This is a genomic window from Agromyces sp. CCNWLW213, assembly GCF_037199545.1.
Classification (GTDB): Bacteria; Actinomycetota; Actinomycetes; order Actinomycetales; family Microbacteriaceae; genus Agromyces.
In genome coordinates, this window is sequence record NZ_JBBBDX010000001.1 from 19456 (window position 1) to 37310 (window position 17855).

24 protein-coding genes and 1 tRNA gene are annotated in these 17855 nt (G+C 73.6%); 17 read left to right on the forward strand and 8 right to left on the reverse strand.

Annotation, left to right across the window (positions count from 1 at the left end):
• Position 1: 1 nt before the first annotated feature.
• A complete protein-coding gene (locus WBQ80_RS00105; RefSeq protein WP_336573322.1) occupies positions 2-496 on the reverse strand; it encodes a nitroreductase family deazaflavin-dependent oxidoreductase in 495 nt (164 codons plus the stop codon).
• Positions 497-566: 70 nt separating this feature from the next.
• Here WBQ80_RS00105 and WBQ80_RS00110 point away from each other — a divergent pair, with 70 nt between their 5' ends.
• From WBQ80_RS00110 to WBQ80_RS00120, 3 genes are all read left to right on the forward strand, one after another.
• Positions 567-1046 carry a MarR family winged helix-turn-helix transcriptional regulator gene (locus WBQ80_RS00110; protein ID WP_336573321.1) on the forward strand — a complete coding sequence of 160 codons (480 nt, stop codon included), beginning with the start codon at positions 567-569 and terminating at the stop codon, positions 1044-1046.
• The gene (locus WBQ80_RS00115; protein ID WP_336573320.1) at positions 1043-1699 is read left to right on the forward strand and encodes a hypothetical protein; all 657 of its coding nucleotides are present in this window, start codon (positions 1043-1045) and stop codon (positions 1697-1699) included. The genes WBQ80_RS00110 and WBQ80_RS00115 overlap by 4 nt, the downstream gene beginning before the upstream one ends.
• Before the next feature lie 97 nt (positions 1700-1796).
• Positions 1797-1870, forward strand: a tRNA-Pro gene (locus WBQ80_RS00120).
• Here the strand turns inward: WBQ80_RS00120 and WBQ80_RS00125 are convergent.
• Positions 1852-2106, reverse strand: a complete 255-nt coding sequence (locus tag WBQ80_RS00125; RefSeq protein WP_336573319.1) for a hypothetical protein — start codon at positions 2104-2106, stop codon at positions 1852-1854. The genes WBQ80_RS00120 and WBQ80_RS00125 overlap by 19 nt on opposite strands.
• A gap of 525 nt (positions 2107-2631) precedes the next feature.
• Between WBQ80_RS00125 and lepB the strand changes: the two genes are divergently transcribed.
• The 8 genes from lepB to WBQ80_RS00165 all read left to right on the forward strand — a co-directional run bounded on the left by lepB (position 2632) and on the right by WBQ80_RS00165 (position 8966).
• Complete coding sequence (gene lepB, locus WBQ80_RS00130) at positions 2632-3144, forward strand: signal peptidase I (RefSeq protein ID WP_337282428.1); 513 nt, start codon at positions 2632-2634, stop codon at positions 3142-3144.
• Positions 3145-3175: 31 nt separating this feature from the next.
• Complete coding sequence (locus WBQ80_RS00135; protein ID WP_336573473.1) at positions 3176-4012, forward strand: NUDIX domain-containing protein; 837 nt, start codon at positions 3176-3178, stop codon at positions 4010-4012.
• 11 nt (positions 4013-4023) lie between these two features.
• Complete coding sequence (locus WBQ80_RS00140; protein ID WP_336573472.1) at positions 4024-4590, forward strand: mismatch-specific DNA-glycosylase; 567 nt, start codon at positions 4024-4026, stop codon at positions 4588-4590.
• Positions 4590-5030, forward strand: a complete 441-nt coding sequence (locus tag WBQ80_RS00145; protein ID WP_336573471.1) for an ArsR/SmtB family transcription factor — start codon at positions 4590-4592, stop codon at positions 5028-5030. Before WBQ80_RS00140 ends, WBQ80_RS00145 begins: the two co-directional genes overlap by 1 nt.
• Positions 5027-6691, forward strand: a complete 1665-nt coding sequence (locus WBQ80_RS00150; protein ID WP_442892731.1) for a SulP family inorganic anion transporter — start codon at positions 5027-5029, stop codon at positions 6689-6691. The genes WBQ80_RS00145 and WBQ80_RS00150 overlap by 4 nt, the downstream gene beginning before the upstream one ends.
• Before the next feature lie 66 nt (positions 6692-6757).
• Positions 6758-7531, forward strand: a complete 774-nt coding sequence (locus WBQ80_RS00155; RefSeq protein ID WP_336573470.1) for a glycosyltransferase family A protein — start codon at positions 6758-6760, stop codon at positions 7529-7531.
• Positions 7532-7685: 154 nt separating this feature from the next.
• Complete coding sequence (locus WBQ80_RS00160; RefSeq protein WP_336573469.1) at positions 7686-7862, forward strand: hypothetical protein; 177 nt, start codon at positions 7686-7688, stop codon at positions 7860-7862.
• Positions 7863-8048: 186 nt separating this feature from the next.
• A complete protein-coding gene (locus WBQ80_RS00165; RefSeq protein WP_336573468.1) occupies positions 8049-8966 on the forward strand; it encodes a hypothetical protein in 918 nt (305 codons plus the stop codon).
• A 9-nt stretch (positions 8967-8975) separates the two neighbouring features.
• Here the strand turns inward: WBQ80_RS00165 and WBQ80_RS00170 are convergent, their stop codons facing one another.
• The gene (locus WBQ80_RS00170; RefSeq protein ID WP_336573467.1) at positions 8976-9500 is read right to left on the reverse strand and encodes a MarR family winged helix-turn-helix transcriptional regulator; all 525 of its coding nucleotides are present in this window, start codon (positions 9498-9500) and stop codon (positions 8976-8978) included.
• A 39-nt stretch (positions 9501-9539) separates the two neighbouring features.
• On the opposite strand from WBQ80_RS00170, the gene WBQ80_RS00175 reads away from it, so the two are divergent.
• From WBQ80_RS00175 to WBQ80_RS00185, 3 genes are all read left to right on the forward strand, one after another.
• Complete coding sequence (locus tag WBQ80_RS00175) at positions 9540-10487, forward strand: DMT family transporter (protein ID WP_336573466.1); 948 nt, start codon at positions 9540-9542, stop codon at positions 10485-10487.
• 108 nt (positions 10488-10595) lie between these two features.
• Positions 10596-11798: an AI-2E family transporter gene (locus WBQ80_RS00180; RefSeq protein WP_336573465.1), complete on the forward strand. Its 1203-nt coding sequence runs from the start codon at positions 10596-10598 to the stop codon at positions 11796-11798.
• A gap of 88 nt (positions 11799-11886) precedes the next feature.
• Entirely contained in the window at positions 11887-12957 is a 1071-nt protein-coding gene (locus WBQ80_RS00185) for a YihY/virulence factor BrkB family protein (RefSeq protein WP_337282429.1), read from the forward strand.
• 10 nt (positions 12958-12967) lie between these two features.
• Here the strand turns inward: WBQ80_RS00185 and WBQ80_RS00190 are convergent, their stop codons facing one another.
• Positions 12968-13192 carry a hypothetical protein gene (locus tag WBQ80_RS00190; RefSeq protein ID WP_336573462.1) on the reverse strand — a complete coding sequence of 75 codons (225 nt, stop codon included), beginning with the start codon at positions 13190-13192 and terminating at the stop codon, positions 12968-12970.
• Positions 13193-13429: 237 nt separating this feature from the next.
• On the opposite strand from WBQ80_RS00190, the gene WBQ80_RS00195 reads away from it, so the two are divergent.
• Both WBQ80_RS00195 and ligD read left to right on the forward strand, forming a co-directional pair.
• Positions 13430-13708 carry a DUF2277 domain-containing protein gene (locus tag WBQ80_RS00195; protein WP_336573461.1) on the forward strand — a complete coding sequence of 93 codons (279 nt, stop codon included), beginning with the start codon at positions 13430-13432 and terminating at the stop codon, positions 13706-13708.
• A gap of 36 nt (positions 13709-13744) precedes the next feature.
• A complete protein-coding gene (ligD, locus tag WBQ80_RS00200; RefSeq protein WP_336573460.1) occupies positions 13745-14779 on the forward strand; it encodes a non-homologous end-joining DNA ligase in 1035 nt (344 codons plus the stop codon).
• Positions 14780-14834: 55 nt separating this feature from the next.
• Here the strand turns inward: ligD and WBQ80_RS00205 are convergent, their stop codons facing one another.
• Positions 14835-15533: a GTP pyrophosphokinase gene (locus tag WBQ80_RS00205; RefSeq protein WP_442892732.1), complete on the reverse strand. Its 699-nt coding sequence runs from the start codon at positions 15531-15533 to the stop codon at positions 14835-14837.
• Positions 15534-15644: 111 nt separating this feature from the next.
• Positions 15645-16052, reverse strand: coding sequence for a YchJ family protein (locus WBQ80_RS00210; protein WP_336573459.1), 408 nt, complete (start codon positions 16050-16052; stop codon positions 15645-15647).
• Between the two features lie 196 nt (positions 16053-16248).
• Between WBQ80_RS00210 and WBQ80_RS00215 the strand changes: the two genes are divergently transcribed.
• Entirely contained in the window at positions 16249-17091 is an 843-nt protein-coding gene (locus WBQ80_RS00215) for a hypothetical protein (protein ID WP_336573458.1), read from the forward strand.
• A gap of 57 nt (positions 17092-17148) precedes the next feature.
• Here WBQ80_RS00215 and WBQ80_RS00220 read toward each other — a convergent pair whose 3' ends face one another.
• Complete coding sequence (locus WBQ80_RS00220; RefSeq protein WP_336573457.1) at positions 17149-17442, reverse strand: GNAT family N-acetyltransferase; 294 nt, start codon at positions 17440-17442, stop codon at positions 17149-17151.
• A 31-nt stretch (positions 17443-17473) separates the two neighbouring features.
• Entirely contained in the window at positions 17474-17845 is a 372-nt protein-coding gene (locus WBQ80_RS00225) for an RNA-binding S4 domain-containing protein (RefSeq protein WP_336573456.1), read from the reverse strand.
• Between the last annotated feature and the right edge of the window lie 10 nt (positions 17846-17855).

Genomic DNA, 17855 nt, shown 5'->3' on the forward strand with positions numbered 1-17855 from the left:
GCTACCGCGGGGCGGCGACATCGGGGGAGTCGGGCTCGAGCCGGAGCATGCGCAACTCGTGCGCCAGCTTCTGCAGCACGTCGTCCTGGCCCGTGAACGGCACGCCGACCGCGGTGGAGCCGAGCAGCCGCGCGGTGCGCGGGTGGCGTCGCCGGTACTCCGCGAGCCGTCGCGTGCGCTCGGGCTCGTCGAGCGGATGCGCGGTCGCCGAGAACCGCCGTGAGCGCCAATGGACGTCGACGTGCGGATTCGCCAAGGCGTTCCGGTACCAGTCGGTCCGCCGACCGCGGGCCGCGAGGACCCAGAGCGTCGGCGGCGATCCCTCGCCGCGCTGCACGACCTCGAGGACGGTGCGCCGGGCCAGGCCCGACGTCCGCCCGATCGCGGTGAGCATGAGGAACCGGCCGCCGAGGAGACCGCCCAGACGCGCCCGGTACAGGGCGACGGGCGCCCGGTTCAGCCATATCACGATCCGGGGCGGCTTCCGAGTGACCACGGCGCCATCCTAGGTCCGGGCGCCGTCATCGGACTGGTGAACATACGACATCGTGAAGTATCATCAGCATATGATTCCCCCGACGACGGTGCTCGACCGCCTCCTCGAGATCAGCGAGCTCTTCCAGCGCGATCTCGCCCGAGAGTTCGCCGGCACGTCGCTGACCACCGCGCGCACCCGGGTGCTGTGGGACCTCGCGCATGCCGGGCCCTCGACCCAGCGGGCGCTCGCCAACCGGCTCGAGGTGAGCGCCCGCAACGTCACCGGTCTCGTCGACGCCCTCGAGGAGGCGGGATACGTGCGCCGCGCACGGCACCCGACCGACCGCCGGGCGACCCTGGTCACGCTCACGCCGTCGGCGGACGAGCTCATGCGCGAGATGCAGCGCGACCACGAGGAGCTGTCGTCGACGCTCCTCGCGGCGGTCGCGCCCGACGACCGAGCGGCCCTCCTGCGAGGGGTCGACGCCATCGCCGCGCGGCTCCATGAGCTCGTCGAGGCGTCGGACGCCGCGCGCGCGGTCGCGCACGCCGCGGAGCCCCGCTCGTGAGCACCGACCTCCAGCGGGCGGCCCGGCCATCCGTCGCACACCGGCTCGGCGCGTTCGCGCTCCGCGCCCTGAAGGTCGAGCTGCGCATCTACGCGAGCATCGGGCGCCTCGTGACCGGGCGACGTGCCCTCGGCCGCGACGAGGCCGGCTTCGGCTACCACAAGCCCGTGTTCACGATCCTGATGGTCTTCATCGTGCTCTCGGCCGTCGAGATCCCGATCATCGACCTGATCGTGCACCCGTGGCCCGCCGTGCGCATCTCCTTCCTGATCCTGGGGATCTGGGGCCTCACCTGGATGATCGGCCTGCTCGCGGCATACCTCATGCGGCCGCACGCGGTCGGACCCGAGGGCATCCGGGTGCGCGAGGGGCTCGAGATCGACCTCCTGCTCACGTGGGACGACATCGCGTCGGTCGCGCGCGAGCGTCGCGTCGACGAGCCCAAGACGCCGCGGGTCACCGAGTCCGGCGGCACTCGCACGCTGTCGCTGCGGATGCAGGACGAGACCGTCATCCTCATCGAGCTCGAGCGGCCGACCGAAGTGCGACTGCCGGGGTCGCCTCCCAGGGGCGGGCGGCAGTCCGTGGAGGCCGTGCGGATCTGGGCGGACGACCCGGCCGGATTCATGGGCGCCGTCCGCCAGCACATCTGACCTCCGGTCGACGCCGGCGTGCTCGCCGGGGTGCACGAGCACCCCTTTCGATACCGCTATGATGGTCAAGTTGTCTTCGCGGGAACCGCAGAGGCATCGGGCTGTGGCGCAGCTTGGTAGCGCACTTGACTGGGGGTCAAGGGGTCGCAGGTTCAAATCCTGTCAGCCCGACCGGGAGCAACTCGGCCGGAGGCCGTTTCCGCGGTGTCGGGGACGGCCTCGCCGTTCGTCGGCAGCCCGTAGCCCGCATCGATGAGCGGCCTGAGGTGCGTGGTGAAGCGTGCGGCGGGCGCGGCGTCCACCATGTCGTGGTCGATGCTGACGGTGGGGTCCAGGATGTCGCGGGTGCGCGTGCGTCCGTCGTCGAACAGCACGAGGTGCCGCCTGCCGCTCCACAGGGCGTGCACGTATCGATGTTCGTCGGCCGCTCGTCCGACGCATCCGATGCCTCCGGTGCGGTCCATGGCCCCCCTCCTCCAGTTCGGTGCGCGCCTCGAGTGCGCGCACCCCTGACGTGGTGATCGACGCCGACGAGTCGCTGCGCAAGGCGGACGGCGGGCGGCCGGGCTCCGCCCCGCCGACCGCGTAGGCGCGGCCGCGGTGGACCGACGAGGCGGGCTCGCCCGCGCGGAGGTTCCGCAGCCACTCCGTTCGCGTGCCGTACACGACGCCGATCACGAAGCCGTTCTCGGTCCTCGCAGCCCGGACCGGGGCCTCGTGTGCCCGGCCGCCGGCCCGGCCCCGGTGACGGAGGATCGAGGCGGACGATCGCGGCGATCCCGCCGACCGCCCGCGCCACCCGCGGAGGTTGGGGGCCAAGATCCTGCGGGTCGGCCGTCGACGCCCTGTGGACAGCCGCCGCACCTCCTTCGGCCGTCGCCCTACCCTGTCGCAGGTGCGCCGCCGACGTCGCGGCGCGGGAGGGAGCAGCGTTGCCCGAGATCGCCGCCGCGTCGGCATGGGTCCTGGCGGTGGTCGTGGCCGCCGCGATCGTGCATCGGTTCGTCGCATTCGCCGTCGTCGTGCAGTCCGAATCCATGCGACCGTCGCTGCAACCCGGAGACGTGATCCTCGCGGGCCGCGCGCGCCGCCGCACCAGGCTGCGCCGCGGCGAGATCCTCGTCTACCGCGATGCCGATGCGGGCGACCGGCGCATCCGACGCCTGATCGCGCTTCCGGGCGACCACGTGGAGATCGGCGACGACGGCGCGGTGACCGTCGACGGCGACCCGCTCTTCGAGCCCTACGCGCGACGGACCGGCGGCTTCCGCGGCGCCTTCACCGTGCCGGGGGACCGGTGCTTCGTCCTGAGCGACCAGCGCGCCGGCGCGCACGACGCGCGCAGCTGGCAGGGCTCGTTCGTGCCGCTGGCCGACGTGGTCGGCGTCGCGCGGGTGCGCCTGCTGCCGTGGCCGATCGCTCCCACGGGCGTGCTCGCGCGGTGACGCCCGGACCGATCGGCCGTACGGTGAACGCATGGACGTCGTGCTCGCCGCCGGAGCGGCGATCACCGACCGCGCCGGTCGGGTGCTGCTCGTCCGTCGCGGACGCGAGCCCCAGCGCGGACGGTGGTCCGTGCCCGGCGGGCGCGTCGAGCCGGATGAGCCGCTCGACGCCGCGGCCGCCCGGGAGGCGCTGGAGGAGACCGGCCTCGACGTCGCCGTGGGTCCGGAGCTCTGGACCGTGCACCTTGCGACGGGGGACGGCCGGGTGTTCGAGATCCACGGCTTCGCCGCCGCGCCCGTCGGCGGCAGCCTCCGGGCCGGCGACGACGCCGACGACGTGCGATGGGTCGACCTCCGCGAGCTCCGCCGGCTGCCGCTCACCATCCACCTGCTCGATCACCTCCGCCGTGGCGGGATCGTCCCGCCGCTGGAGCGCATCGACGAGCACGCGATCGAAGTGCCGATCGAGCCCGACCTGGCCTGGTCCGCGCTCGAGCGGGTCGTCGAGGGCATCGGCGGACGCCGGCTCGCGTCGGCGCTCGGTTGCGAGGACACCACGGCGTCCGGTCCGCGTCCGCTCGAGGCGTGGTCGAGCGTGCCGGGCTTCCATGTCGTCTCCGTCGAGCGGCCCGAGCGGCTGGCGCTCGCCGGCCGGCACCGGTATGCGGACTACGAGCTCGTCTTCCGGCTCGACGCCGTGCCCGGCGGCACGCGCCTCCGGGCCGAGACCAGGGCCGACTTCCCCGGCCCGCTGGGAGCGGCGTACCGCATGATGCTCCTGCGCACGCCGCTGCACGCGCTCGCGACGCGACGGGTGCTCGCGCGCGTCGCGCGCGCCGCCGCGGCCGCGCGGTCCGCTCGTCGGTGAGGATCGGGGTCATGGGATTCACGCGCGCCGAGCTCGAGTCGTTCCGGGGGCGGAGCGTCGACGACCTGATGCCCGAACACCCGAAGCTCGTGTTCGTCGGCATCAACCCGGGACTGTGGACCGCCGCCACCGGCACCCATTTCGCCCATCCCGGCAACCGGTTCCATCCCGCCCTGGTCGCGGCGGGCATCATCCCGCGGATGCCGCGCTTCGCCGAGGGGTTCACGGACGAGGACCGGCGCATGTTCCTCGACGCCGGCATCGGGATCTCGAACCTGGTGCACCGGGCGACGGCCCGGGCGGACGAGCTGGACCGGCGGGAGCTGCGCGAGGGCGCGGCGAGGCTCGAGGCGGACGTCGCGCGGTGGCATCCGCTCGTCGTCGCGGTCGTGGGGCTCACCGCCTACCGGCAGGGCTTCGACCGGCCCACGGCGCGGGCCGGACGGCAGGACGAACGGCTGGGCGGCGCGGAGCTGTGGGTGGTGCCGAACCCGAGCGGGCTCAACGCGCACGCGACGGTCGACGACCTCGCGCGTGCGTATGCCGAGCCGGCGCGTGCGGCGGGCATAATGGATTGATGGATCCGTCAATCCATCGGGGAGTCCGCGTGTTCACCGACGCCAGCCGTCCGCTCTACGAAGTCAAGGCGAACCTCTTCAAGGGCCTCGCCCACCCGCTGCGCGTGCGGGTCCTCGAGGTGCTCGCCGCCGCGCCCGACGACGACACGCCGGTGTCCGCACTCCTCGAGGCGACCGGGCTCGAGGCGTCGCACCTCTCGCAGCACCTCGCGGTGCTCCGCAACTACCGGCTCGTGACCGCCGAGCGGCGCGGCAACCAGGTGCTCTACCGCCTGGCGTACCCGCAGGTCGCCGACCTGCTGCGCGTGGCCCGCGGCCTCCTCGCCGAGATCCTCGCCACCACCGAACGGCAGCTCGTCGAGCAGTCCGGGCTGCCCGACCTGCCCACGGCGGCGACCACCGCGACGACGGATGCCGCGACCGACCCGGCCCGCGCATGAGCCGCGCCGCGCGCGTGCGGCGCATGGGCCGCGCCATCCGCACGCTGCTGCCGGCCGCCGCCGACTACCGCGACCTCCGGCGCACCTGGCGGGGCGACCTCGTCGCGGGCCTCACCGTCGGGATCGTCGCGCTGCCGCTGGCCCTCGCCTTCGGGGTGAGCTCGGGCGCCGGCGCGGCGAGCGGACTCGTGACCGCGATCGTCGCGGGCCTCGTCGCGGCCGTGTTCGGCGGATCGAACGTCCAGGTCTCGGGCCCCACCGGGGCGATGGTGGTCGTGCTCGCCCCCATCATCGCGGCCCACGGCACCGGCGCCCTGGCGATCGTCGGCGTGCTCGCGGGCGCGATGGTGCTCGCCGCGGGCGTCCTCCGGCTCGGTCGCGCCGTGACCTTCATCCCCTGGCCCGTCATCGAGGGCTTCACCCTCGGGATCGCCGTCATCATCTTCCTGCAGCAGGTGCCCTCGGCGCTCGGCGTGTCCGCGACCGAAGGGGCGAACGCCGTCGTGGGCGCCCTCGACGCGGTGGCACGGGCGTCCTGGCCGGACGCCGCGTGGGCACTCGCGGTCGTGCTCGTCGTCGCGGCGATCATGCTCCTGGCCCCCCATCTGCACCCGCTCGTGCCCGGATCGATCCTCGCGATCCTCGCCGTCACGACGGTCACCGCGCTCGCCCGAGCGCCGGTCCCGACCATCGGCGCGCTGCCCTCGGGGCTGCCCGCGCCGGTGCTCCCCGCGATCGACCTCGGAACGCTCGGCGCACTCGTGCTGCCCGCGGCGACGGTCGCGGCGCTCGCCGCGATCGAGTCGCTGCTGTCCGCGCGGGTCGCGGCGACCCTCGCCGACACGGGACCGTACGACGCCGACCGGGAGCTCGTCGGCCAGGGCCTCGCGTCCCTCGCCTCCGCGTTCTTCGGCGGGATGCCCGCGACGGGCGCGATCGCCCGGACCGCGGTGAACGTTCGCTCCGGCGGCCGGACGCGACTCGCGGCGATCGTGCACGCCGTGCTCCTCGCGGGCGTCGTGGCCGCGGGTGCGGCGGCCGTCGGCGCCATCCCGCTCGCCACCCTCGCGGGCGTGCTCATGGTGACGGCCACGCGCATGATCTCGCTCACGACCGTACGCACCGTCGTGGGCGCGAGCCGGGCCGACGCCGCGGTGTTCCTCGGCACGGCCGTGGTGACCGTGAGCGTCGACCTCATCACCGCGGTCCTCGTGGGCGTCGCCGTGGCCGCGTTCCTGGCCCTGCGCGCGGTCGCGCGCTCGAGCGGCGTGCACCGCGAGGAGCTGCCGGGCCCGGCCCGGCCGGGCGACGAGCGCGTCGCGCTGTTCCGGCTCGAGGGCGCGCTCTTCTTCGGCGCCGCCGAGCGCATGCTCCAGCGGGTCGGCGCGCTGCGCGACGTCGACGTCGTCATCATCCGGATGTCGCAGCTGCAGTTGCTCGACGCCACGGGGGCGCAGGTGATCACCGAGCTCATCCACGCGCTCGAGCGGCGCGGGGTCACGGTGCTCGTCAAGGGCATCCAGGGTCGGCACCTCGAGCTCGCGACGCGGGTGGGCGTGATCGCCTCCCTCCGGCATCGGAACCACCTCTTCGACGACCTCGGTGCGGCGGTCGCGCATGCGCGCGGCCACACCCGGCGAGCCGCCGGCTCGCCGGGCTGACCGCCTCGGACGGGACGGCGTGCAACCCCCTGCCGGCGGCATCCGCGCGTGGGGCACGATGGAGCCATGCCCGCACCCGCTCCCACCGTGTCGGTCGTGATCCCGGTCAAGGACGACGCCGACGTGCTTCGACGGTGCCTCGCGGCGCTCGCCGCCCAGGAGGTCCGCCCGGACGAGATCGTGGTCGTCGACAACGGCTCGACGGACGAGTCGGCGGAGGTCGCCCGTGCGGCCGGCGCACGCGTCGTGTCCGAATCCGAGCCGGGCATCCCCGCCGCCTCGGCGCGCGGGTTCGACGAGGCGCGGTGCGAGATCGTCGCGCGACTCGACGCCGACTCCGTCCCGCCCCCCGACTGGATCGCGCGTATCGCGACGACCTTCGCCGCCGACCCCGGGCTCGCCGCGGTGACGGGCCCGGCGACCTTCATCGACGGTCCCGAGCGATGGCGTCGTCCGCTCGCGTTCGCCTACCTGGGCAGCTACTTCGCCACCGTCACGCCCGCGCTCGGGCACGTTCCGCTCTTCGGGTCCAACTTCGCCGCTCGGCGCTCCGACTGGCTTGAGGTGCGGGACCGCGTGCACCGGCACGACCCGCTCATGCACGACGACATGGACCTCTCGGTGCACCTGGGCCCGCGCCGCCGCATCCGCTACGACCGGGCGCTGACGATGGGCGTGTCGATCCGCGCGCTGCGGGGCGACCGGATGCTGCGCCTGCGCCGCGGAATGCACTCGATCGTGTCGCACTGGCCTGCGGAGTTCCCGTGGTACCGGTGGTACCGGCGGGCCGTCCGATCGCGGCCGCGGTCGGAGCGCGGGGTCGTCCGGGCCGGCCGCTGAGTCCGTCGGGTCGGCGGCGTACCATGGGAGTCACGCCGGCCGGGGCGCTCTGGAGGGAGCAGCACTGGCCACCTGGCATCCGATCCTCGCCGCCGACGAACCCGAACCGGGCCGGTGGCGCCTGATCGATTCGACGGGCCGCGAGTACGGTCGCGTGACGATCGTCCGCGTCGACGGCGACGTCCGATATCGCGCCGAGTTCGAGGGCCGGCTGCTCGGCTGGGCGACCACCTTGCGCGGCGCGTGCGAACGCGTGCACCTCGCCTTCGTCCGCTCGCACGGGCCGGGGGAGTGGCAGGGCTACCCGGATTTCTCGCACGCCGGGAGGTGATCCGGGCTGCACGAGTCGTGAGGAAATATCGAGACCTTTGACGACTTTCACAGGAAACCGGCACGACCCGTGGAGGAAGTGCATGCAGACTGGCCGCTTCGCCCCGGCGACCCCCCATCTGACTGCACCGAGACGACAGGAACCTCGACGCGCGAGGCACAGCACGCGCGCCGACACGTGAAATCTATGCGCAACGAGACCACATCCCCCATCGCCCCCCAGACCCCCACCCCCGAGGACCTCGAATCGACGCGCTCGCGCGTCCGGAGCGTGCGGCGGAGCCGCCGGGCGCTCCTCGCCTCCGGCGCCGTCGTGGCCGTGGGCGCCCTCGTCGGATCGGGCTTCGCGCTCCAGACGGCCGTCGCCGACGAGAACGCCCGCATCGCCGAGACGACCGCGCTCGCCGAGGCGCACAACCGCGGCGTCGAGCAACTCGACGCGCACGGCGGCATCCTCGAGGCGCAGGCCGTGAAGTCCGCCGAGGACACGCTCACGGTCGCGGGCGACACGCTCGCCGCGGCCGAGGGCAAGGCGGATGCCGCCGAGCTCGCCTCGACCGTCGCGACGCTCGAGGACTACACCTACCTCGCGCCCGAGCGCGTGTTCGAGCTCGTCGACGTCGCCGCCGCGCACGCCGACGAGGTCAAGGCCGAGATCGCGGCGTTCGACAAGGCCGCTGCCGAGAAGGCCGCCGCGGCGAAGGCCGCCGCCGAGAAGGCCGCTGCCGAGAAGGCCGCCGCCGAAGCCGCCGAATCGGCGGAGTCGGCCACGCCCTCGTACCCGTCCGGTCCCGCCAACCCGAGCGGCGCGCAGGCGATCGCACGCGACCTGATGTCGTCGATGTACGGCTGGGGCGGCGACCAGTTCGGCTGCCTCGTCGATCTCTGGAACAAGGAGTCGGGCTGGAACGTCTACGCGACCAACCCCTCGAGCGGCGCCTACGGCATCCCGCAGGCCCTTCCCGGCAGCAAGATGAGCACCGCCGGCGCCGACTGGCAGACCAGCGCCGCCACGCAGATCAAGTGGGGCCTCGGCTACATCTCCGGTCGCTACGGCACCCCGTGCGGCGCGTGGTCGCACTCGGTGTCGGTCGGCTGGTACTGACCCCCCGGCTCATCCGGTCGCGGTCGGCCCCTCGAACGCCGACAGCCACCGGATGAGCACCTTCTCGAGCACCGCCCGCTCGTCCGCGTCGATCGCGGCGAGCAGGCGGTGCTCGTTCGCCATGTGCGCGGTCATGCACTCGTCGATGAGCTCGCGTCCGGCGGCGGTCAGCGCGATGACGCGGCCGCGCCCGTCGGTGTCGCTCACGCGTCGCGTCACCAGGCCGCGCTGCTCGAGCCGGTCGATGCGCTTGGTCATCGCGCCGCTCGTGACCATCGTCGAGGCGGCCAGGTCGCCCGGCGTGCGCTCGTAGGGCGCGCCGACGCGCCGCAGGGTCGCGAGCACGTCGAACTCGCCCTCGGCCAGGCCGAAGCGCGTGTAGACCGTCACCAGCTCGTCCGTGAGGGCGTTGCCGAGCCGGTGCAACCGGCCGATGACGCCCTGCGGCGAGACGTCGAGGTCGGGCCGTTCGCGGCGCCACTCGGACATGATGCGGGCCACGTGGTCGACCGGGGCGCCCGTCGGTGAGGTCATGGTCCGATCTTATCTTCCAAGGAAGCTATACTGTCTTCCATGGAAGTTATCTGGCGCCGGGCGCTCCTCACCGTGATCGCCCCCGTGGCCTGGGGCAGCACCTACTTCGTGACCCGGGAGCTGCTGCCCGCCGACGTGCCGCTCTGGGGCGCCGTCCTGCGGGCCCTGCCGGCCGGGCTCGTCCTGCTGGCCCTTCGACCCCGGATGCCTCGGGGGGCGTGGTGGTGGCGATCCGTCGTGCTCGGCACGCTCAACGTGGGCGTCTTCTTCGCGTTGATCTACCTGGTGGCGCAGCTGCTCCCGACGAGCCTCGCGTCGACCGTCATGGCCGTCTCGCCCGTGGTCATGATGCTCCTGGCGTGGATCCTCGCGGGGGAGCGCCTGCGCGCCGTCCCGCTGGTCGGCGCAGGACTCGGCCTGGTCGGGGTCGTGCTGCTCCTGGCGACGGATGCCGCTCCGGTGGACCCGCTCGGCGTGGCGGCATCCGTCGCGGCCATGCTGCTGTCGTCGTTCGGATACGTCCTCGCCAGGCGGTGGCGCGACGGTACGGACGTGCTCGCCGTCACGTCATGGCAGCTCATCGCCGGCGGGCTCATGCTCGTTCCCGGGGCCCTGCTCGTCGAAGGCGCGCCCCCTGCACTCGGACCCGCCGAGGCGGCCGGGTTCGCCTACGTCGGGGTCATCGCCACGGCGGTCGCGTTCGTCGCCTGGTTCGGCGGACTCGCGCACCTGCCGGCGGGCACCGTGGGCCTCATCGGCCTGCTCAACCCCGTCACGGGCGTGCTCCTCGGCGTCCTCATCGCCGGCGAGGCGCTCGGCGCCTGGCAGTCGGTCGGACTCGCCCTCGTCCTCGTCGGGGTCCTCCTCGGCCAACCGGTCGCGGCGCGGATCCTCGCGCGCGCACGGCAGCCGCACCGACCGGGTCGGCCCCTCCCCGGCGTGACGGGTGCCGTCCGGACCCCCACCGCGTCGATCGCGACGCGCTGAACGACGGGGACCGAAGTCCCGCGGCACCGCGTCCTGCGGTGCTAGCGTCCGGCGCAGGGAGGTCGGCGCCGCTGAACGCTCCGGCGCACCGCGACGATCGGGGGATGCATGCTGCGCGACTGGTGGCACCGGCGAGCAGGCGGCTCCTCGCGACCGGTCGAGGACGACCCCTCCGCCGGGGCCGCGGCCCCGCAGTCCGCGCTGCCGCGTGCGACGGTCATCCTGCTGGGCCTCGCCTCGGCGGCGGTCGTGGTGTTCGGACTGTCTGCGGCTCGCGGGGTCGTCGCGCCCGTCCTGCTCGCGCTCGTCCTCACCATCTGCGTGCACCCCGTCCGGCGGGGCCTCGAGCGCCGGGGCGTCCCGCGCGGTCTCGCGACCGGAAGCGCCATCGTCGCCGTCTTCGCGCTGCTCAGCGGCTTCTTCGCGGCACTGTTCATCGCGCTCGCCCAGTTCACGGCGCTCCTGCCGCAGTTCGCCGACGAGATCGAGGCCGGGGTGCAGCGCCTCTCCGCAGGCCTCGAGGCGATCGGCTTCGACGCGAGGCAGGCGGAGACGATCGTGGGGGGACTGGAGCCGTCGCGCGCGATCGAGATCGCGACCGGCTTCCTCGGCGGTGTCACGGGCATCGTGTTCTCGCTGGTCATCGTCCTGACGCTGCTCATCCTGATGGCCATGGACGCGACCTACGGACCGGCGATCCTGCGCCAGCTCGAACCGAGGCGGCCGGCGCTCGTCGTCGCCCTCACGGGATTCACCGCCAACGTGCGGCGGTACATGGTGATGACGACCGCCCTCGGCATCACGCAGGGCGTGATCAACTGGCTCGCGCTGCTCCTCCTGCAGGTTCCCGGCGCGCTGCTCTGGGGCCTGCTGTCGTTCATCTGCAGCTTCATCCCGAACGTCGGCTACTTCATCGCGATCATCCCGCCGATCGTCTTCGGCCTGCTCGCGGGCGGGTGGCCGACCGTCGTCGCCGTCATCGTGGTGTACGCGGTGGTGAATGCCGTGGTCCAGTCGATCATCCAGCCCAAGGTCGTCGGCGGCGCCGTCCGGCTGAGCGAGACCATCACGTTCGTCTCGGTGCTGTTCTGGGCGCTCGTGCTCGGACCGGTGGGCGCGATCCTCGCAGTGCCGCTCACGCTCCTCGCGCGCGCGGTGCTCATCGACGCCGATCCCTCGGTGCGGTGGTGGCGACCGGCGACCGGCGACGTCCGGGAGACCAAGGCGATCGCCACGGCGATGACCGCCGAGGCGCGCGCGCAGAACCACGCGAAACGCGCCGCGCGCGCTGAACGACGTCGCGCGAAGTGAGGCGCGCCGGGCGGCCGCCCGCGCGAGGCCGGCCGACGCGATGCCGCGGTGTCGATCCCGGGCCGGGCGGCGTGGGTAGCCTGACGGGATGAGCGAGCGCACCGAGCCGGCCGTCGAGCCCGCCCCCGGCGGCATCCGGGCCGGGATCACCCGCCTGACGGAGTGGGCGATGAGCACGAAGCCCGTCCGCGCCTTCCTCCGCTACCAGGAGGAGCACGGCCCTGCCCTGGCCGACTCGGTGACCTACCGCACGCTCTTCTCGGTGTTCGCGGGCGTCTACCTCGGCTTCGCGATCGCCGGGATCTGGCTGGCCGGGAACCGAGACGCGATCGACGCGCTCGTCGCGACAGTGGGCACCGTCATCCCGGGCCTCGTCGGCGAGGGCGCCGTGATCGATCCCGACGACATCGTGCAGCCGCTGACCCTGAGCATCACCGGGGCCTTCGCGCTCGTCGCCGTCCTCGGCGCGGCCATCGGCGCGATCTCGTCGCTCGACGTGGCGCTGCGCGCGCTCACCGGACGTCCCGACCCCGGCCGCTTCTTCGTCTGGACGCTCCTGCGCAACCTCGCGATCGCGATCGCCTTCGGCCTGCTCCTCGCGGTGGCCGCGGTGATCACGGTCGTCGGCACGGGCGCGCTCGGCACCGCGCTCGCCTGGCTCGGCCTCCCGGTCGGCGACGCGTTCCTCGACACCGGCTCGCGGACGCTCACGATCCTCGTGACCTTCGTGATCGACACGGTGGTGATCGCCGGGCTGTTCCGGATCCTGTCCGGCCTCCGCCCTCGAGCCCGGACCCTGTGGGTCGGCGCACTCATCGGCGGCGCGGGCCTGACCGTGCTCCAGGTGCTCTCCGGGCTCTTCGTGGGCGGCGCCGCGAACAACCCGCTGCTGGCCTCGTTCGGCTCGCTGATCGCGCTGCTGATCTGGCTCAACCTCTCGAGCCAGGTGGTGCTGCTCGCGAGCGCGTACATCGTCACCGGGGTCGATGACGAGACCGACCGGGTCGCGGCCCGCTACGGGGCGGCGTCGCCCGCATTGCGCCGGCTCAAGCGCGCCGAGCGACGCGCCGCGGATGCAGCCGCCGAGGTGGCGGCGGCCCGCGACGCCCTGCCGGGCGTGCACGATCCCGGCGCGCACGCCCGGCAGCGCAGCTCCTGACGCCGGGGACTCAGATCCCGTCGCGACGACGGTCGGCGTCGAAGTCGGTGTCGGTGTACTCGCCCTCGTCCTCGACGATGACGGTGTCGGTCCGCTCGACGATGACGGCGTCCTCGTCGCCGCTCCAGTCGCCGTCGTTCACGTCGGCGTCGTCCTTCGGGAGCACCGCGTCGGCGGGCAGCTCGGAGTCGGTGTACTCGCCCTCGAGCGGCTCCTCGGATCGGATCTCGGCCATGCTCACTCCGTTTCGTCGCGACCGTTGCTCCGCGGGGCGCGGCGGCCGTCACGGCACACGCTAGGCACCGGGCGCCGACGCGTCCACCGGATTGACGCTGGGGCGCGACCCGAGTAGAGCCGCGACCGACGGCCTCGACGGCCTCGACGGCCTCGACGGCCTCGACGGCCTCGACGGCCGGGAGACGGCGGTCCGCGACCCCTCGACGCGGGCGGTGCCCGGGGTTAGGCTCCCCGCATGTGCAGGAACATCCATCCCCTCCACAACTTCGAACCGGCCGCCACGAGCGACGAGGTCCGGGCCGCCGCGCTGCAGTACGTCCGCAAGGTGAGCGGCTCGACGCATCCGTCGCGGGCCAACCAGGCGGCGTTCGACGAGGCCGTGGAGGCCGTCGCGCACGCCACGCAGCACCTGCTCGACCACCTCGTGACCTCGGCGCCGCCCAAGGACCGCGAGATCGAGGCGGCGAAGGCCCGCGCACGGGCCGCCAAGCGCTACGCCACGGCGAGCGCCTGAGCCCGACCGTCGGCGGCGAGGGGTAGCGTCGAGCCCATGGCCGGCGACGCGGTGACCCTGCACATCCCCGGACCGGGCGGCGAGCGAGCCGTCCGGATCTCGAGTCCGGCGCGCGTGCTCTGGCCCGGTCCCGGCATCACCAAGCTCGAGCTCGCCGAGTACCTCGTCGCGGTCGGGCCGGCCTTCGTCGAGGCCAACGGCGCCCGGCCGGTCTCGCTCGAGCGGTTCCCGGAGGGGATCGAGGGCGAGCGGTTCTTCTCCAAGAACCCGCCGCGCGGCGTTCCCGAGTGGATGCGCGACGTGACGGTCGCCTACCCCAGCGGGCGACGGCATCCGCAGCTCGTCGTCGACGAGCCCGCCGGCGCCGTCTGGGCCGCGCAGATGAACACCGTCGTCTTCCACCCGTGGGCCTCCCGCGCCGACGCGACCGACCTGCCCGACCAGCTCCGGGTCGACCTCGACCCGCAGCCCGGAACGGGGTTCGCCGAGGCGGTGCCCGCGGCGCTCGCGATGCGCGACCTCCTCGCCGAGGTCGGGCTCACCGGGTTCGTGAAGACCTCCGGCAATCGCGGCATCCACGTGTTCGCGCCCATCGTCGCCGAGCACGAGTTCCTCGACGTGCGGCACGCCGTCATCGCGCTCGCGCGCGAGCTCGAGCGACGCATGCCCGAGGCCGTCACCACGGCGTGGTGGAAGGAGGAGCGCGGCGAGCGCATCTTCCTCGACTTCAACCAGGCGAACCGCGACCGGACGATGGCGGGCGCCTACAGCCCGAGGCCGCTGGCGAACGCGGCCGTGTCCTGCCCGCTCGAATGGGACGAGCTCGAGTCGACCGACCCCGCGGAGCACACCGTCCGCACCGTCCCGGCCCGCCTCGCGGAGCGGGGCGACCCGTGGGCGGGCATGCACGACGCGCCCGGCCGGATCGACGTCCTGCTGGAGTGGTGGCAGCGCGACCTCGACGACGGGCTCGCCGAGCTGCCCTTCCCTCCCGACTTCCCGAAGATGCCGGGGGAGCCCACGCGCGTGCAGCCGAGCCGTGCGCGGCGCGACGACGCCGACTCCGACTGACCGCCTCGCACCGGCGACCCGGGAGCGGCGGCGCTCGCTCCCGGTCCGTCCCCGGTCAGACGTGCCTGGGCGTCGTCCGCGTGTGCGGCACGCCGTGGACCGTCCGGTGGAGGCGCTCCATGCGCGCGTCCAGCTCGGCGGCCGTCCGCGCGGCATCCGTCAGCTGCTCGACCAGCTCGCCCGGCACGCGCCGGTCGTACTTGTAGTAGATCTTGTGCTCGAGGCTCGCCCAGAAGTCCATCGCGATCGTGCGGATCTGCACCTCGACGGCGACCGGATGCTCGCCGCTCGAGAGGAACACCGGCACCTCGACGATGAGGTGCAGGCTCTGGTACCCGTTCTCCTTCGGCCGGGCGATGTAGTCCTTCACCTCGAGGACGTGCACGTCGGCCTGCGCGGTGAGCAGCTCCGCGAGCCGGTACGCGTCCGACACGAAGCTGCACGTCACGCGGACCCCGGCGATGTCGGTGATCGTCTCGCGGATCCCGTCGAACGTCGGCTCGACGCCCTTCCGCCGCATCTTGTCCACCACGCCGTCGATGGACTTCAGGCGGCTCGAGATGTGCTCGATGGGGTTGTAGGCGTGCGCCTGGCTGAACTCCTCGCGCAGGATCGACAGCTTCGTGATGACCTCGTCCATGCCGAACTTGTACCGCTGCATGAACCGCTCGGTCTCGTCGCGGAGCGCCCGCATCTCCTCGAGCGTGCTGCCGTCGAGGGCGTCCAGCGAGCGCTGCGCCCGTGCGGTGAGCATGGGGGTCGAGGGGCGGCGGGTGGTCGGGTCTCCGTCGAGCGGCGTCACGGATGCCACGCTACGGTGCCGAGCTTCGGGTTCCCTCTCAACGGCGTCCGGGTCGCCCGGAGGTCAGGCGAGTGCATCGACGTAGCGCCAGCGGTCGTCGCGGACGAACCGGCTGACCTCGCGCTGGGCGCCGCGCTCGCCGTCGACGTCGTACCGTGCGACGAACTCCACGACGCCCTCGCGGTCGAGTGGACCGCCGCGCTCGGTGCGCACGATCTCGAGCGAACGCCACCTGATCGCCGGGTCGGGCTCCAGGGTGCGCGGCCGGGTCGACGGATGCCACGTGGCGAGGAGGTACGCCGCGTCGCGCACCGCGAAGGCCGTGTAGCGCGAGCGCATGAGCTGCACCGCGGTGGGCGCGAGGGACTCGCCGGCGAGGTAGGGCCGGCAGCAGTCGCCGAAGGGCGCTCCGCTTCGGCAGGGACAGGGCGCGGCGGCGTCCGGGAGGGCGGGGACGGTCGGATCCGGCACACGTCCAGTGTGCCGCACGGGCGGGCATGGGCGCGCTCGCGCGGATGGTCATGGGATGCCCAGCCGAAATCGAGGATTCGTCCAGTCTGATGCGGAAGGGTGGGGGACTTGTGCGCCCGGGCCCGTGACGGCCCGGGCGATGCCATGCCCCTGCTCGGAGGGCCCCCGACCTCTGTGATCCGAGCGCCCCCCACCTATGCGCAACGAGACCCAGCAGATCGAGACCAGCACGACCCCGACCCCCTTCGCCACCCCCGCCGCCACGCGCCGTGCCGCCCGCCGTCGCCGCATCGGCCGCCGCCGGTTCGTCGCCGGTGGCGCCGTGCTCGCCGTCGGCCTCGTCGCCGGCACCGGCTTCACCATGCAGTCCGCGCTCGCCCAGCAGGAGCGCGTGCAGGCCACCGCCGCCATCACCGACGCGGCCGCGCGCGACACCCTCCAGCTCGGCGCGTACGCCGGCATCGCGGAGGCGAAGACGCACGCCCTGGCCGAGGACACGCTCGAGCTCGCGGAGGACACCCTCGCCGAGGTCGAGGGCAAGGTCGATGCGGAGCCGCTCGCGGCATCCGTCGCCTCGCTCGGCGACTACGAGGCGCTCCCGCTCGACGAGGTGCGCGAGCTCACCACCGAGACCGAGGCGCGCATCGCCGAGGCGATGAAGGCTGCGGAGGCCAAGGACCGCGAGGCCGCCGAGCGCGCCGCGGCGGCCGCGGCGGCCGCGCGTGCGAACACCCCCGAGGGTGCGAAGCAGTCCGCGCGCGAGATCATGGCGTCGCAGTACGGCTGGGGTGCCGACCAGTTCCAGTGCCTCGACTCGCTCTGGACCAAGGAGTCCGGATGGAACTACCAGGCCGTGAACCCGTCGAGCGGCGCCTACGGCATCGTGCAGGCGTGGCCGGCCGACAAGCTCGCCACCGCCGGCGCGGACTGGCGCACCAACGCGGCGACCCAGATCAAGTGGGGCCTGCAGTACATCTCGGCGAGCTACGGCTCGCCCTGCGCGGCCTGGGGTCACTCGCAGGCCATGAACTGGTACTGAGACCCGGACGCCCGACGGGCAGCCACGGCCGCGCGGGAGCGATCCCGCGCGGCCGTCTCACGCCGTGCGCGGGTCGAGCAGGCTGCGGCGCTCCGGATGCCGGTCGAACCACTGCTCGACGTACCAGCAGCTGGGCACGATCCGCCGTCCGCTGTGGCGCTCGACGTCGTCGACCGCGAACTGCGTGAGCTCGGCGGCGAGTCCGGCGCCGCGATAGGGCGGATTGGTGAACGTGCGCACGAACGCGACGGCATCGCCGAGCTCGCGGTAGTCGAGCACGCTCGCGATCACGCCGTCGACGCGGACGATGTAGCGTCGCAGGTCCGGTTCGTGGGCGAAGTCCTTCGTCACGGTCTCAGGTTACGCCGGATGCGGGTGGGCGTCACCGACCCCGCAGGCGGTCGAGGTCGCGCCGTTCCCGCTTCGTCGGCCGGCCGCTGCCGCGATCGCGGACCGGCACGGCGGGAACCGCCTCGCGCGGGGGAGGAGGCGGCGTGCGGTCCTCGGCGGCCGTGGCGGCGACCTCGGCGGACACGCGCTTCACGAGAGGACGGCGCACGATGAGCACGCGGTCGAAGCCGTGCAGTCGCACGCGCACCTCGTCGCCCGGCCGCACGGGCAGGGCCGCCTTCGCCCGTTCCCCGTTCACGCGGACGTGTCCGGCCCGGCAGGCGGACGTCGCCGCCGAGCGCGTCTTGCACACGCGCACGGCCCACAACCACGCGTCCACGCGCGCCGACTCGAGGTCCGCCATCATGCCAGCC